This window comes from Saprospira grandis DSM 2844, from assembly GCF_000275825.1.
Taxonomy (GTDB): Bacteria; Bacteroidota; Bacteroidia; order Chitinophagales; family Saprospiraceae; genus Saprospira; species Saprospira grandis_A.
The window spans coordinates 2546014-2561365 of the sequence record NZ_JH719942.1; the positions used below are offsets into that span (position 1 = coordinate 2546014).

Genomic DNA, 15352 nt, shown 5'->3' on the forward strand with positions numbered 1-15352 from the left:
GCCTTTTTTTGTAGAGGAACTAACTTTTGGCTTTCTGGGGTATAAATTGCACAGAACTCTGTATAGCGTTTCTATCTTCGGACAAATTCTCCACAAAATTTATATTATTTTATGCGTTATTTAATCATCCTCAGTTGTTTTCTCCCTCATCTCCTGGCGGCCCAATCGATACAGTGGGCGGCTGTGGTTTTTGACAAATCCTCTGAACTGGCCTTGGCCAAAAACAAAGGGCAGTATGTGGCCAAGGAAGTTTTGGGCAGCCCTTCGGTCATTGCCGAAAGTTGTAAAGGGACGCCTTGTGCTTGGACGCCCAAGTCAAAATCTAATGGAGATGGCGAGTTTATTAAAGTGGGCTATAAAAGGCCTCAAAAGGTAAAACAGATTACGGTTTCCGAAGCCTTTAATCCTGGTGCGATTGAAAAAATTGTGGCCTATGGCAGCAGGGGAGAGGTTCGCTTGATTTTTGAGCAAACGCCCAAATTGAGCAAGGAAAATAAAGACCGCAAGGGCAAACTGACCAAATTTGTTTTAGAAGAAAAGACAGATTTTCTGGTCTCTGCCATTCAGCTCCAACTCAATACCCGTATGGTTTACGGCTACAATCAGATTGATGCCATTGGCATTTCTGAGGAAGAGGTAGATTATCGGGTAGAGGTACAAACTGTGGCTGGAGCCGATGAGGTAGATGATCCGGTCAATCTTGGGGCAAACATCAATAGCCCAACCGATGAATTGGCCCCCTTGATTTCTCCCGATGGCCAACTACTTTATTATACCCGCCAAAATCACCCTGATAATCTAGGCGATAAAGGCAAGCAAGATGTTTGGTGCGCAAAATTGGGCGAAGATGGGCAGTTTTTGCCCGCCGAAAATATTGGGGCCCCCATCAATAATGAGCGCAATAACTCTATTTGTTCGGTAACTCCCGATGGCCAAACCCTCTTGGTCCTCAATGTCTATAAAAAAGATGGGGGCTCGGAGAAGGGGCTTTCTTTTTCGCATAAGGAGGGGGCCGACCGCTGGTCTTTTCCCGAGGCTTTAGAAATTGAAGACTACTATAACCACAATAAGTTTGGCGAGTATAATCTGGCCAATGATGGCAAGACCTTGGTCCTGGCCATCGAGCGAGACGATACGGAGGGGGCCAAAGATATTTATGTTTCTTTTAGAGAGGAAGATGGCAGCTGGACCGCCCCCCTGCATACGGGAAAGGTCCTCAATACTGCCGCTTCAGAGCTTTCTCCCTATTTGGCAGCCGATGGCAAAACGCTCTATTTTGCCAGTTCTGGCCGGCCTGGTTATGGACATGCCGATATGTTTATGAGCCGCCGTTTAGATGATAGCTGGACCAATTGGTCGGAGCCCCTGAACTTGGGCCCCAAACTCAATACGCCCAATTTTGACGCCTACTACTCTTTGCCTGCTTCTGGCGAATATGCCTTTTTCTCTTCTAGTGAAAACTCTTTGGGCAAAACCGATATCATGAAGGTGCAATTGCCCGAGGCGGCCCGGCCAGAGGCCGTATTATTGGTCCGTGGCCGAGTATTTAACGCCCTAGACAGCACGCCTTTGGCCGCCTCGGTGCAGTACGAAAGCTTGGGCAAAGAGGGGCCTTCTGGCATTGCCCGCTCCAACCCCAAGACGGGGGCCTATAGCTTGGTTTTGCCTTCTGGGACCAACTACGGATTTTTGGCCCAAAAGGATAAATTTCTCTCAGAAAGTAAATCGATTGATTTGCCCAAGGCCGTAGAATATAAAGAAGTGCGGGTAGACCTTTATTTGCACCCCATTCAGAAGGGGGCCAAGATTCGCCTCAACAATATTTTCTTTGATACCAATAAGTATAATCTTAAGGAAGAGGGCCAAAAAGAACTGGACCGCCTCTTGGCCCTGATGGCCCAATATCCAGAAATGAAGATTGAAATTGGGGGACATACCGACAGCCGAGGAAGCTTGGCCGCCAACCAAACGCTTTCTAATCATCGGGCAAAGGCCGTAGTGGATTACCTCCAAGAGCATGGGATTTCGGCTAAGCGCATGAAGGCCAAAGGCTATGGAGAAAATGATCCTACGGCCAGCAATGAAACTGAAGAAGGCCGTGCCTTTAATCGAAGAATTGAATTGAAGGTATTGGAGTTGGATTAAGGGATTTTGGGGCTTCCCCTTCCGTCGGGTTAAAACCCAAGGCAAAGCGGTATCGCTTTGCGAAGCTATATAAAATGAGGGTTAAAACCCTCATGAGTTTTCGGTCGGGTCGGGCTGTGGCGCAGCTCGCAGGTCTGCTCGGCCCTGCGCTTTTTTTCGCTTTGCTCAAAAAGCTGGGTCTGGCCCTTCGGGCCACTGCTATCCATCCCTAAGCCGATTAGGGCCTTGCGGCCCTAGCGCTGACTAAACTTCGTTTAGCAGCGCTTTTTTAATTGGTCCAATTGCGGCAGACAGGCGGCGCAGCCGCCGCAAAGGAGCGTAGCGACTGGCCTAGGGGCCTGAAAGGGTGGCCGCAGGCCAGACCGAAGCCCGAAGGGCTGAAGGGCCGAGCAGACCTGCGAGCCCGGCAAGGGCCCGGCCGCCGCAGGCGGCAGGCCCCAAAAAAAACAGCAACTACTGCATCAGTAGCTGCTGTCCTAGTAGAAAGTAGGCTAGACTAAAACCTAGATAGAAAAGTGAATATGTTGGGTTTCTATTTCGCTGCAATCATGGTCCTCACAAGCTTCTACCTCTAGGTGAAACTCGGTACCGGCGGGATAGCTAGAGAGGTCGATATCTTCTTCGATGTCTACGGTAGTGGCATGCTCATGCACCGTCATGGGGCCAAAGGGAGCGATATAGCTGCTGTCGCCCTCCACTTGGAGATAGACATAAATATCGTGTAGGTCCTCATCGGAAGTAAGTTGAACATGGATATGCGTTTGGCTGGGGTCGGCCACAGTCCCCTCATTGGTAGGAGAAAGGAAGCTGATGCTCACTTCTGCATGATCGTGATCGTCCTCATCTTCTTCCTTTTCGCAAGAAGAAAAGCCAAAAAGAAGGACAAAAAGGAGTAGGGGCCAAGAATAAGAAAGTTTCATGATTGATGCTATTTTAGATATTAAAAGGAATACTTTGGATAATGGGTTGGGGGCAGCCATGTTCTAGGCAGCCCTTTACCTCTAGGCGAAATTGGCTACCGGCGGGAAAGGCCGAAAGGTCAATTTGCTCGTTAATTTCTAGGAGGTCGCCATCTCGGGGCGTTCTAGAAGGTAAAAAAGGGGCGATATAGCTGCTGTCTCCATCTAGATAGAGGAAAACCTGCACCCCATGGATATTTTCTGGAGTGGAGACCTCTAGTTGGAAATTGGCGTTGGCGGGGTCGGCTAGGGTTTCATTGGCCGAGGGGCTAATAAAACTGACTTGAAACTCTGTGATTTCGATGTCCTCCTCTTCTTTGCTACAGGCCGAAAAAGAAAAAAACAGGCCCAGCAGAAGCAGCAGGGATAAAGTTTTGTTCATGATAAATAGATTTCAAGAACTGTTAATAAGGGCAAAGGTAAGTATAAATGCAACAATGTTGCAATAACTTGGCCGAAAAAGACTTAAGCTTTTGCTAAAACTTTGGTTTTCGGCTAATTGGGCAGAAGCTTAATTTTTTGTCTAAAAAAGATTAAATTTGTAAGGACCTCAAAGTGATAGCAGGCTTTGAGCATTTGTTTGGATAAGCCTTTTTTTCATTCATATAAAATTATACACTTTATGAGAATTTATACGCTAATTGCGGCCTGTCTCTTTTTGAGCCTTGTTGGCTTGAGGGCGCAGTGTACCCAAGTAGCTCCCTACTCGGAGAGCTTTGATGGGACGACAACCCCTACTTGTTGGACTGAAAGCGGCTCGGAAGCTTGGAAGTATAGTACTGGCGCGGGTTATGGGGCTAGTGGTACCTTAGATCATACTGGAAATGGCGGGAACTACGCCTGGATTGACGGTTCTTCGCCTTCAGGCCCTACTCAAATTTCTACATTAGAGACGCCTTTGGTTGATATTTCGGGCCTAACGACCCCTACTTTGACCTATTGGGTTTTTAGTGATAATGACGATAACCCTGGAGATAACAACACCTTAATCATTGACTTTTTTGATGGGACCAACTGGAATAATGTGGATACTTTCCGTCAGGACAGCATTGACTGGGTGGAGTTTAAAGTAGACCTCTCTATTTATACGATTACAGCTAATGTGCAGGCGCGCTTTACGGTAGTGGAAGATTGTCCTACTGATGCCTTTTACAATGACATCTTGCTAGATGACATTAGCTTTGCCAACTTGCCTACTTGTTTGACTGCGGGCAACATGACTGCTTCTAATGTTGTGGCTACTGCTGTGGATTTGGATTGGACAGACAATAATGCGGTTGCTACAGGCTCTTATATCGTAGAGTATGGTCCTACGGGCTTTACTCAAGGTGCAGGAACTATGGTATCGGCCACAACTACTCCATTTAACCTAACTGGACTAATGGCTGCTACGGACTATGATGTCTATGTACGCCCATTTTGTGGGGTAGGTGATACTGCAAACTATACGGCTCCCTTGAGCTTTACAACAGCTTGTAATGTCTTTGTCGCTCCTTATTTAGAAACCTTTGATGGTTCTGCTACCCCTAACTGCTGGACCGAAAGCGGTTCTGAGGCTTGGAAGTATAGCACGGCTGCTGGTTATGCCGCTGCAAATGCTGGCGACCATACTGGAAATGCTGGAAATTATGCTTGGATTGATGGTTCTTCTCCTAATGGAGCTAGCCAAATATCTACACTAGAAACGCCTCAGGTAGATGTTACTGCCTTGACTAATCCCGGTCTTATTTTCTGGGTATACTCTAATAATATAGATGATCCAGGGGTAAATAACACCTTGATTATTGATATTTACGATGGGGCCAACTGGACCACCGTAGACACTATCCGCCAAGATTTTCCAAACTGGCATGAGGTGATGGTTGACTTGAGTGTCTTTACGATTACTGGCCCTGTACAAGCCCGCTTTACGGTAGTAGAAGATGCTCCTAGCAGTCCTTTTGAAAATGATATTCTAATTGATGATGTAGCCTTTGATGACTTGCCTTCTTGTTTGTCCGTTTCTGGCCTAGCTGCTAGCAACATTACAGCTACTTCTGCTGATTTGAACTGGACGGGAACTGGCGCTAACTTCCAAGTAGAAGTGGTCATGGCTGGTAATACCCCCACGGGAACTACTGCCGTAATCAATACCAACAGTAGCAGCCAAACGGGCCTTACAGATAATACAACTTATGAGGCTTATGTCCGTGAAGTTTGTGCCCCCGGCGATACTTCTGCCTGGAGCATGATTAGCTTTACTACTCTTTGCCTAGTCAATGGAGATACGCCCACAGATCCTATTATGGTATCTACGGCTACTTTTAATGATACAAGCAGTACCGCTAGTTGCTATACTGACTTTATCGCCAACTCTTCTGCTGATGTTTGGTATCAAGTGATTATCACTGATCCTTGTGTAACCACTATCGATGCCTCACTTTGTGGCTCTAGCTTCGATACTTATCTCCGTATCTATGATGCAGGAATCAGCCAGATTGCGGGCAATGATGATAACTGTGGCACGCGCTCAGAAATTTTGGGCACCTCCGTTAGTTACCTCGATACTATTTATGTAATGGTAGAGGGCTACAATACAAATACTGGGGCTTATATCCTAAATATTACTCAAAATGCGGAGAGTCCCTCTGCTGATATTAGCTATCCTTTTGCATCTTATTGCCAAAACTCTGGACAAGTTGCTGTAACTAACAACGCTGACCTTGGCGGTACTTATATGAGCACTGCAGGCCTTAATATTGATAGCCTAACGGGTGAGATTTCTGCCGGTTCTTCTACTATTGGAGCCTACAACGTTATTTATGCTGTTGGTCCAAACATGAGCTGTATGGACTATGACACCGTTGCTGTGGCTATCGCAGATGCCGACACCGCAGATATTAGCTATCCTATGGCTACTTATTGCTTTGGTGCAGGTACTGTTACGCCTACTATCGCAGCTACCCAAGGCGGTAGCTTTAGCAGCCCCTCTAATGTAGTTGATCTCGATCCTACTACTGGTGCTGTCAATGTAGATAACTCTAGCGCTGGTCTTCACGCTATCGTGTATACTACCCCCAATGCTTGTTCCGATCTAGATACTTTTGTCATCAATATTGATGCAGCCGATACCGCAGATATTAGCTATGCCATGAGCAGCTACTGCCTAGATGGAACCAACCCCATTGCACAAATCAATGCCAGCAATAACGGCTTGTTTAGCTCTACGCCTGGTATCGCTCTAGAAAGCTTTGGCGGGACTATCGACCTAGCCAATAGCCAAGCCGGTACTTATGTGGTTACTTATACTACTCAAGGGAATTGCCCCGATATGGATACCGTGAACATTACGCTCAATGGCCTAGATGACGCTAGCTTTGCCTACGATTCTACTACTTTCTGCTTCGGCGGAACGGCTAGCCCTGTCCCCACGACAACTACGGCTGGCGGTAGCTTTAGCAGCAGCACTGGCCTCATTATCGATGCCAACACTGGCGCTATCGATCTAGCCAACAGCCCCATCAATGCCAACCATAGCATTAGCTATACTACGGCAGCTGCTTGTAGCAATAGCGCTAGCATCAATATCGGTCTAATCGACTGTAGCACCAGCATCACCACTTGGAATGAGCAAAACATTAAGCTCTTCCCCAACCCCAACAACGGTCAGTTCCAACTCCAATTGGAGCAAGCCCTAGAAGGCGAGCAGCAGATTCGCATCTTCAATGCTTTGGGCCAAGTAGTTTGGACGCAAACCGCAAGCATCCAACAACAATATGACTTTAACCTCAACGATTTGCCCGCTGGCCAATATATCCTTCAACTAGAAGGTAAGGATGGCCGCCTACAATTGCCTTTCGTTTTGGCCAAATAGTTTAATTAGCTTTTGCTAAGCCTTTAAAGGTCCAGTACTTCGGTGCTGGACCTTTTCTTTTTTTGGGGCTGCCCACTCGCTTCGCTCGGGTCGGGCTGTCTCACAGCTCGCAGGTCTGCTCGGCCCTGCGCCGCCTTCGGCGGCTGGGTCTGGCCTTCGGCCACTGCTGTCCATCCCTCAGCCAGATTTAATCGCGCTGCTTTGGCCATAGTTTGCTATGAATTTTCTGCTAGGCCAGCTATTTTTTAAGGGCATAGCCTTCGCTATGGCTGAGAAAAATAGGGCCGACTAGCGGGAAATTGCTGCAAACTATAAAAGTGAGTGCGTTTAAATCTGGCTATAGCCTGCGGCGGCTTCGCCGCCTGCAAAACCGTTTAGAAGTGGTATTGCTTCTCTATCTTTTATTGAAAGAGCAAAGCCCCAAACGGGAGTTTGGGGCTTTGTGTGAAAAATTTATTTGGCAACAGGCGTTAGTTTAATTGTTTTTGTTTGGCTGGGAGGAGTTACATCTACACTTGTGGCAAAGGCAACCTCTGCCATATTAACACAATTGAAATTATCTTTTGAGGTGTTAACCTCTACTGTGATTTCCTCTTTTGTGGATTCCTTTATTTTTGCAGTTATTTCGATCTGCTGTTCTGTGTAAGCGTTAGAAACCTGCTGGCCACCTGAGGTCCCTGCAGTTATAACTGTAAAAGCACTCATAGACAGATCTTTTGTTGTTTGAAAAGAATTTTTTTCTACTCTAAGTAGAAACTTAATTTTAAGGTTTTTTTCACTCTTAGAATACTCAGCAAAAAGATCTGATGCTTTTATCGTCATGTAGTTATTTCCTCCCTTAGTAACTACAGGGTTACTATTGTTTGTAATTGCATAGGAAAAAGAACCACCTTCAGTTATTTTGCGGCTGAGACTAAATGTATACTCCATGATGTCTGACTCCTGTTCTTTGGCCGCTACGCTTTTTAAAGCCTCTATTAACTTGGCTTTTAAAAGTCGAATAACAGATTTTCTGTCAGTTGTTGTTTTTCTAGCCTTTTTCGCATCATCATCAGACCACCAGCTTGGCATATCAGGAACAAATTGAAGGATCCAGTCTGTTATCCGCTTAACACCTTCTGCAATAATATCTGTTACATTGTCTTCAATAGTATTAAATACTTCTTCGGCTTGCTCTGCAAGTAGTACTATATCGGCTACAGCTTTTTTCCAATTAAAGATCCATTGAATTTTGAAAGAATTTTTACCTAAGTCAAAGAGCGTTTCGGCTTCTTTCTTCGGCAGAGGAATAGGCTGAAAAATAGCCTCTAGCTTAGTACTATCTGCCAAAGCATGAATACCCGCTTTTTCTAAGGCCTGAACTGCAGCTTGATGCTGCTCTAAGTGGTTAATGCCTTTGTGTATCGCTAGTTCTAATAAGAAAGCCTGCCAACTGCTAGCAACCTCTGAATAACTTAGTTTTTCCCCTTCTACTAAAGTCTCCTTAAAGGTTTGCTGAAAGAGCGTCTCCAATTCTGGAAAGTCCGATATCTTCAGGTTGTTTTGGGCGTTTCGCTCCAAGGTTTTTCTAGAAAAATAGCGATACTTGTATTTGGCTAACTTATTAGAAAAAAGATCTCTATACTCCTCGCTCCATGCTTGTATGATTTTTTGAAGAGGACTAGGCTTAACTGTTGCTAAAACTATAACGGAGGCAAATTTAGCATCAAAAGAAGTCCAATTTTGGATACTTCTTTTCGGAAATTCATTAGTTATTAAGCCTTCTAATGCACTGTAATTAGTAATGGCATCGCCTAATGCAGTGTATATTTGGCTTAAGGTAACAGCCTTTAATTTAGAGATATCTAGCAGCATAATTTGTCCAATAAAGTCATTGGGATCTGCGCTCATTCCATTTAAAAGAGACTTCAATTGTTGGGAGTCCACTTTTACATTGGGATTTTTCTCAAGATAGGCAAGTTGTGACCTCAACTGAACTAGTCGCTCAGTTCCTACTGCGTTAAAAATTTCTCTAAGGGACTGTACTCTGTAGTTGGAGAAATCAAAGTCACAGTGAATAAATACCTTATGTTCTTCTAGGCTTCCTTCCTGCTCTAGGCGTTCCAAAGACTGAAGTAAAGAATTTTTGACGGTCGCTACTTTCACATATTTGTCTGTATAATAATCATTGGCCACTACTTGAGGAAAATAGCTGGGGGCTAAACAATCTGCAAGGTTAATGCTGTCATCCCATGTTAAATATTCCTCATCCTTCCATCTATTGATGCTATTTTTTTCCTCTTGTATTTTAAGGACTATATTCTTTTTCTCTTCCAACTCCTCCTCCGTCAAAAAGTCATCTTTGGCCAGGGCTTGGTCCAAAATGGGTTCTAGTTGGTTGGGGGAAAGGACATAAGGCGCAATGCTAGACTCAATAAAGCCAGACTTAGCTCTATACTTCTTAATCTTTTCTACCGCATCATAACGCTCAAAAATCTGGGCCAATTCTTCTAAGAATACAGTGGGGGGCTTGTTGTCCGCCTGCTCTACTAAAGCCTTAATATCTGCCGCAATCAGACGGCAAACTTTGAGCTTTTTACCTTCCTTGAATTTAATGTAAAGCTCATCAAGGTGTAAGGTTTCCCTCCATTCGTCTTTTTGGATATTGCCTTGAAGTTTTCGTGCTTTTAAAGCAACTTTTCGAGCATTTAGAGCAAACTCTAACAAAAAATCAGTTTTGGGAATATCCTCTTCCTTAAGGGCCGAAAATAGCTGCTCCAAATTGGCCTTATCCATTTTGAGCTGCGGCTTAAAGGCCTTTAGGCCCGCTTTGGTCTTGAGCAAAGCCGCCTTTAGGCTTGGGCGATCGGGATCCTCTGCAGGAAGCTCCTGATAAAGCGCATAGAGCTCTTGATATTGGGCCAAGGTTTCTTCATAAAGGGCTGTATCTTCTTGATACTGCTGCTGCTTTGCCAAAAAAAGTTCTCGCTGCTTCATCTGTAATAGGTTTAGGTGACCAAAAAATAAACTGGATAAGAGAAAAATGGCTAATGCTTTCATCGTTTTGTTTTTGTGTTTACATAAAAGTAGTAACTTTTACATATAAACGCAAAACAGCTTTGAAATTTTTATCCAAAAATGGCCGAAGGCCATTCGGCCTAGCGATGCGGCGGGGTGGCCCGCAGGGCCAGACCGAAGGCGAAACGAAGTGTAGCCTGAAGGGCCGAGCAGACTTGCGAGCCCCAAAGCGTAGCGCCGCAAGGCCGCAGGCCGCAGTGGAGGCCCCAAAAAACAGCAGCAGAAACAAAAAAAAGCGGGCCCGCAGCAAAAATGCTACAGACCCGCTTAAAATGAAAAAAGCACCAACTTACGTTAGTGCTTTTTGCGGTCTGGACGGGACTCGAACCCGCGACCCCCTGCGTGACAGGCAGGTATTCTAACCAACTGAACTACCAGACCAGTGATGCCCTCTTTTTGAGTGCGACACAAATATAAGACGGGATTTTGGACTTTCCAAATTTATTTTTAGAAATAGGCCGTTTTTTTCTAAAAAAGGGGAAAAACAAGCCTATAAGCCCAAAAAGGCGCCTATTTAGTAAATGATTCTAGACAAAGAAGCAATTACAGCAGAGAGGCGGACCGACTCAAAGACTCGAGCTTCGGTGCTGCCAAGGCTCAACAAAGAAGCTTCATGAGATTTCACACAAGCCTCGCAACCATTTACGGCAGAAACGGCCAAGCTAACGAGCTCAAAAAACTCTTTGCCCAAAACGGGGTTCATCATGATGTTCATCCGCAAGCCTGCACGCATAGTTTCGTAAGAATCTTTGCCCATATAGTGGCGGAATCGGTAAAATACATTGTTGGCACTTAGCAAAGAGCTACAAGCAATAGCGTCGGCAATTTCGGCTTCTGTGGCCTCATTTTCTCTAGCTTGGGCCGTAAAAGATTTTTCTAAAACGGTATTGTGCAAAGCATTGGCAATGGACAAGCTGATGAGCGCTACCTCTTTGGCATTGAGCTCTTTAGAGCGACGAAAGCCCTTGAGGTTCATGCGTAAATCGCGTAAATATTTAGATTCGCCCTTAATCAATTGTTCTAGGCTGGGGTTGCTATAATCTTCGGCTAGGCCAAGGTCGGCCAACAAGTCATTTAGGGTACTAGATAGCATTTTTGTTAAATTTGGAGTGAAAAAAAAAGCTGCTTCTCCCAAAAGGAGAAGGCAGCTCATCTATATATTAAACCGTCAATTAGACAGTAAGGGTAGCTTCTCCTTTCTTCCAGTTACAGGGGCAAAGCTCATCGGTTTGCAAACCGTCGAGTACGCGGATGACCTCTTCTACGTTACGGCCTACATTGAGACCATTTACGCTAACAAAGCGGATCACGTTATCAGGATCAATGATAAAAGTAGCACGGTAAGCTACGCGCTCATTGGCTTCCAAAACACCCAGCTCCTCAGCCAAAGACTTAGAGGTATCGGCGAGCATAGGAAACTGCAAGCCACGTAGGTCCTCATGGTCATGTCTCCAAGCCAAGTGAACAAACTCAGAGTCAGTAGAAGCACCAATTAGGGTAGTGTCACGATCGCGGAACTCATCAAAGGCTTTGTTGAACTCAGCAATTTCAGTAGGACAAACGAAAGTGAAATCTTTGGGCCACCAGAACATAACGGTCCAGCGGTTGTCTTCATTTTTGAAGTCATTAACGAGCTCAGCAAACTCTTTTCCCTTTTCTAGAGAAACAACTGCTTGCTTTTTAAATTGAGGAAACTCAGAGCCGATTGAAAGTAGGCGATTCATACTAGTTTTATTTTAAGTTGTCAAACAAAAGTTACGAAAGCTTAATTTTACAAGAAGGCGAACCCTTGACTTTCGTCTTATCTTGCTAACACAAAAGTACGTCAGCCGTTTAAATAAATCGAATTGATTTTTTTGATAAAAATATAGATAAACTCTATATGCCTTGCTATTCAGAACAAAAGAAGCCAAAGCATTTATTTTGTAGAATTTAATTTAGTTACAAGACCCTTAATCACTCAATAATTAGTTAAACTTTTTTATGCCTACACTCAGCCAACTAGAATATATTGTCGCTGTAGATTTACATCGGCATTTTGGGGCCGCGGCTCAGCACTGCTATGTAACGCAGCCTACTTTGAGTATGCAAATCAAAAAAGCAGAGGAGGAGTTGGGACTTAGCCTCTTTGACCGCAGCCGCCAACCTATTGTGCCCACCGAAATGGGCCGCTTAATTATTGAACAGGGCCGGGTTATTCTTCGAGAACGAGATCGACTGCATGAACTATTGGCCGAGTTTAAAAATGAGTTGCAGGGCCATCTTCGCCTGGGGATTATTCCTACTCTAGCCCCTTATTTGTTGCCTAAGTTTGTGGGGGATTTTGTCCGAAATTATCCCAAAATTAAGCTAGAAGTGCTGGAGCTATCTACTAAAGACTTGGCCGAAGCCCTAGAAAAAGACCAGGTTGATTTAGGGATTTTAATCACGCCTTTTCGACAGGCAAAAATCCATACCATCCCCCTTTTTTATGAGGAAATTCAACTCTATATTCATGAGCAAGACCCTCTTTTTAAAAAGCAAGTTGTTGCCGCCGAGGAGCTTAAAGGGAGAAGCCTTTGGCTGCTTAGACAAGACCACTGTTTCCGCAACCAAATGATCAACCTCTGTAAGATTCCGCAAGAAGAACAACGGCTACCTTTTAGCTTTGACAGTGGCTCCTTAGAGGCTTTGCAGCGTTTAGTGGACCAAGAAGGGGGCTTTACGCTTTTGCCCGAATTGGCCTGCCGAGCAGAACAAGCCCCCCGCCTTCGCCCAATTTCTCCCAAACCACTGCGAGAGGTGAGCCTGGCCCATTTGCATAATTTTGCCAAACCCCGCTGGATTAAAATTCTGAAGGAGGAAATTTTGGCGGCCCTGCCCAAACGGATGCAAGAGCTCCAAGGCGGACAATTGGTCGATTGGCAATAGCTTAAGGATAGTATTGCCCCTGATATAATAGGGTTTTATCCGATTTGAGCTCATAGTAGAGCCGCTGCTGGGGCAGCTGTAAAAACAGGCCCTCCGAAAGTAGCTGCCATTGTAGCTCGGGGCTGTCTTTGGGCCGCTCTAAGCCCTTGGCCAAACGTCGCAACAACATAAATTCTGTTTGTCGACTTTGCTGGCCCCGCTGCTGATGTAGACCCAATACCCAAATATTTTCTTTTCCCTTTTTCCCCATCCATAACCAAAGTTTCCAACTCCCTTTTTGGTATAGGCAAATGGGCCGCCCAAGTTGCTCGCTAAGGTTTTTTTGCTTTTTGGCCACGGCGGCTAAGGGCCATTGCTGTATCCATTGTTGGGCGGGCCATTGCTGGCTCTTAAATAAACGCCGCTGGGGCAATAGGAGCAACTCTTCCGGTAGGGCTTCTTTCTGAATTAAGGCCTGGTTGAGCTGGGCCAATTGCTGAATTTCTCTGGCCTCTGTTTTAGCCAGTTTATCGAGTTGGAGCAAGGCTTTTTCCGACTCCCCCCGGGCGTTCCAAATGATCGCCTCAGCCAACTGAATATAGGCCTTTAGGGGCTGCTTGGCCTGCCCTTTGGCTAGTTTGAGCAGCTGCTCGGCCCGCTGCAAGGGCTGGGCCTCTAGCTCAAATAGCTCGGCCTGATGAATGAGGTAAAGCGCCTGCGCATAGCCCAAATAACTCACTAAGGGCATTTTCTCTTTTTTGGCCACCTGCCTAAAATAATCTAGGGCCAAGGCCAGCCGCTGCTTGGGCGATTTCCCAAGGTAAATGCCCGCCCCCCGCAGCCGCTCGGGCCGCTTCCAGTTGTTGTGCAATAGGTTGGGAAAAAACTGCGCTTCGGGATAAGCCTGAGCCGTAAATTGTAGCTGGACCAAGGCCATATTATGCAAAATCTGACTATGCGCAAGCCCCATGCTATCTATCAAATAATGATAACAAGCCTCCGCCTGAAGATAGCCGCCCAAACTCGCCCATTGCTGCCCAGCCTCAAAAACCTGAATCAATTCTTCGGTCCGTTGCAAGACCCCCTCATAGGCCTTTTGTCTAAGGGGCAAGGGCAAATAGCCCTGCAAATCAGCCGCAAGCTGATAATCCGCATAGGCTTTTTCCATAAAATGAGCAATGCAGTTTTGCCCCGAAGGCGTTTGGGCCAAGAGATCAAATCCAGCCATATAGGCCCAAAAAGCCCCCTCTTGGTCCGCCTGCGCTTCTTGCTGCTGCCAAAGCTGAAAGTTCTTGCTCTTGGCCGCAAATGCCGTTCGCCTTTTGCCATGCTCCCGCCAATGATGACTGAGCTCATGCGCCAACAAAAAAGCCATGGCATCTCGCCCATGAGGCAGCTGCTGACAAAGCTGAACCATTTTTTGATCCAAGACAATCCAATTGCTATCCGCCCGATAAAAAGCCATGCTCGCCCGCTGCCGCCAGATTTTTAAACTAGGCGGATGCGGCAAATGCAAGGAGGCCAATAATTGCTCATAAATAGGGGCCACATACTGCTGCTCGGCACTGCTCTTGGCCAAAAACTGCTGCCCCAAAAGCGAATGACTCGCCAACAAAAAGAGAATAAGGATCCGATACATCTTTTCTACTTTATACAGTTTTAAAGAAAGAGTTAGGCCTAAAATAATTCCATTTTACGTTTGTTGCCGCTTTTTTAAAGAGGTTTTGGGGCCTCCGCTGCGGCCTGCGGCCTTGCGGCGCTACGTTTCGCAGCTCGCTCTTCGCTCGGCCCTGCGGCCTGACGGCCTTGGTCTGCGGCTGCGCCGCACTGCTGCACATCGCTAGGCCAAATGGCCTTCGGCCATTTTTGGATAAAAATTTCAAGCTAATTTTGCGTTTATAATTAAAAGTTACTACCTTTGTGTAAACACAAAAACAAGACGATGAAAGCATTAGCCATTTTTCTATTTCACAGCCTGTTATTTATTAGCCCATTCAATACTATAAAAATGGATAATCATCAACTTTTTCTAAAAAAGCAGCAGCAGTATCAAGAAGATACAGCCCTTTATGAAGAAACCTTGGCCCAATATCAAGAGCTGCATTCACTTTATCAGGAACTTCCGGCAGAGGATCTTGATCGCCCAAGCCTAAAGGCGGCTTTACTCAAGACCAAAGCGGGCCTAAAGGCCTTTAAGCCGCAGCTCAAAACAGATAAGGCCAATTTGGAGCAGCTATTTTTGGCCCTTAAGGAAGAGGATATACCCAAAACTGATTTTTTATTAGAGTTTGCTCTAAATGCTGAAGCTGTTACTTTAAAAGCACGAAAGCTGCAAGGGAATATTCAAAAAGACCAGTGGGAAGAAAAAGCTATCTGAAAAATCTTTACGCCAAATTCAAGGAAGGTAAAAAGCTCAAAGTTTGCCGTCTAATTGCAGCAGATATTAAGG

At 45.5% G+C, this 15352-nt stretch carries 9 protein-coding genes, 1 tRNA gene and 1 pseudogene; 4 read left to right on the plus strand and 7 right to left on the minus strand.

Translation table 11 applies throughout. The annotated features are described in order from the left end of the window. Positions 1-111: 111 nt before the first annotated feature. Positions 112-2145 carry an OmpA family protein gene (locus SAPGRDRAFT_RS11765; RefSeq protein ID WP_002659463.1) on the plus strand — a complete coding sequence of 678 codons (2034 nt, stop codon included), beginning with the start codon at positions 112-114 and terminating at the stop codon, positions 2143-2145. A 503-nt stretch (positions 2146-2648) separates the two neighbouring features. On the opposite strand, the gene SAPGRDRAFT_RS11775 is transcribed toward SAPGRDRAFT_RS11765, so the two are convergent. Both SAPGRDRAFT_RS11775 and SAPGRDRAFT_RS11780 read right to left on the minus strand, forming a co-directional pair. Next, a complete protein-coding gene (locus tag SAPGRDRAFT_RS11775) occupies positions 2649-3065 on the minus strand; it encodes a hypothetical protein (protein ID WP_002659465.1) in 417 nt (138 codons plus the stop codon). 13 nt (positions 3066-3078) lie between these two features. Next, on the minus strand, positions 3079-3486 hold the full coding sequence (locus tag SAPGRDRAFT_RS11780; RefSeq protein WP_002659466.1) for a hypothetical protein: 408 nt from the start codon (positions 3484-3486) through the stop codon (positions 3079-3081). A gap of 240 nt (positions 3487-3726) precedes the next feature. Here SAPGRDRAFT_RS11780 and SAPGRDRAFT_RS11785 point away from each other — a divergent pair, with 240 nt between their 5' ends. Next, a complete protein-coding gene (locus SAPGRDRAFT_RS11785; RefSeq protein ID WP_002659467.1) occupies positions 3727-6957 on the plus strand; it encodes a T9SS type A sorting domain-containing protein in 3231 nt (1076 codons plus the stop codon). A 453-nt stretch (positions 6958-7410) separates the two neighbouring features. Here the strand turns inward: SAPGRDRAFT_RS11785 and SAPGRDRAFT_RS19870 are convergent, their stop codons facing one another. The 4 genes from SAPGRDRAFT_RS19870 to SAPGRDRAFT_RS11815 form a co-directional block, all read right to left on the minus strand. After that, on the minus strand, positions 7411-9996 hold the full coding sequence (locus SAPGRDRAFT_RS19870; protein ID WP_002659468.1) for a hypothetical protein: 2586 nt from the start codon (positions 9994-9996) through the stop codon (positions 7411-7413). Positions 9997-10321: 325 nt separating this feature from the next. After that, a tRNA-Asp gene (locus SAPGRDRAFT_RS11805) sits at positions 10322-10395 on the minus strand. Between the two features lie 133 nt (positions 10396-10528). Then, a complete protein-coding gene (locus SAPGRDRAFT_RS11810; RefSeq protein ID WP_002659469.1) occupies positions 10529-11107 on the minus strand; it encodes a carboxymuconolactone decarboxylase family protein in 579 nt (192 codons plus the stop codon). Between the two features lie 79 nt (positions 11108-11186). Next, on the minus strand, positions 11187-11738 hold the full coding sequence (locus tag SAPGRDRAFT_RS11815) for a peroxiredoxin (protein ID WP_002659470.1): 552 nt from the start codon (positions 11736-11738) through the stop codon (positions 11187-11189). Between the two features lie 259 nt (positions 11739-11997). Between SAPGRDRAFT_RS11815 and SAPGRDRAFT_RS11820 the strand changes: the two genes are divergently transcribed. Beyond that, the gene (locus tag SAPGRDRAFT_RS11820) at positions 11998-12924 is read left to right on the plus strand and encodes a hydrogen peroxide-inducible genes activator (RefSeq protein ID WP_002659471.1); all 927 of its coding nucleotides are present in this window, start codon (positions 11998-12000) and stop codon (positions 12922-12924) included. 1 nt (position 12925) lies between these two features. On the opposite strand, the gene SAPGRDRAFT_RS11825 is transcribed toward SAPGRDRAFT_RS11820, so the two are convergent. Continuing rightward, complete coding sequence (locus SAPGRDRAFT_RS11825; protein WP_002659472.1) at positions 12926-14542, minus strand: M48 family metalloprotease; 1617 nt, start codon at positions 14540-14542, stop codon at positions 12926-12928. 303 nt (positions 14543-14845) lie between these two features. Here SAPGRDRAFT_RS11825 and SAPGRDRAFT_RS11835 point away from each other — a divergent pair. After that, positions 14846-15352, plus strand: a pseudogene (locus tag SAPGRDRAFT_RS11835) (hypothetical protein); the annotation flags it as partial.

Excerpts from the sequence above, each read along its gene's own strand:
- SAPGRDRAFT_RS11765 (WP_002659463.1), top strand. The coding sequence starts at position 112 with ATGCGTTATTTAATCATCCTCAGTTGTTTTCTCCCTCATCTCCTGGCG.
- SAPGRDRAFT_RS11775 (WP_002659465.1), bottom strand. The coding sequence starts at position 3,065 with ATGAAACTTTCTTATTCTTGGCCCCTACTCCTTTTTGTCCTTCTTTTT.
- SAPGRDRAFT_RS11780 (WP_002659466.1), bottom strand. The coding sequence starts at position 3,486 with ATGAACAAAACTTTATCCCTGCTGCTTCTGCTGGGCCTGTTTTTTTCT.
- SAPGRDRAFT_RS11785 (WP_002659467.1), top strand. The coding sequence starts at position 3,727 with ATGAGAATTTATACGCTAATTGCGGCCTGTCTCTTTTTGAGCCTTGTT.
- SAPGRDRAFT_RS19870 (WP_002659468.1), bottom strand. The coding sequence starts at position 9,996 with ATGAAAGCATTAGCCATTTTTCTCTTATCCAGTTTATTTTTTGGTCAC.
- SAPGRDRAFT_RS11810 (WP_002659469.1), bottom strand. The coding sequence starts at position 11,107 with ATGCTATCTAGTACCCTAAATGACTTGTTGGCCGACCTTGGCCTAGCC.
- SAPGRDRAFT_RS11815 (WP_002659470.1), bottom strand. The coding sequence starts at position 11,738 with ATGAATCGCCTACTTTCAATCGGCTCTGAGTTTCCTCAATTTAAAAAG.
- SAPGRDRAFT_RS11820 (WP_002659471.1), top strand. The coding sequence starts at position 11,998 with ATGCCTACACTCAGCCAACTAGAATATATTGTCGCTGTAGATTTACAT.
- SAPGRDRAFT_RS11825 (WP_002659472.1), bottom strand. The coding sequence starts at position 14,542 with ATGTATCGGATCCTTATTCTCTTTTTGTTGGCGAGTCATTCGCTTTTG.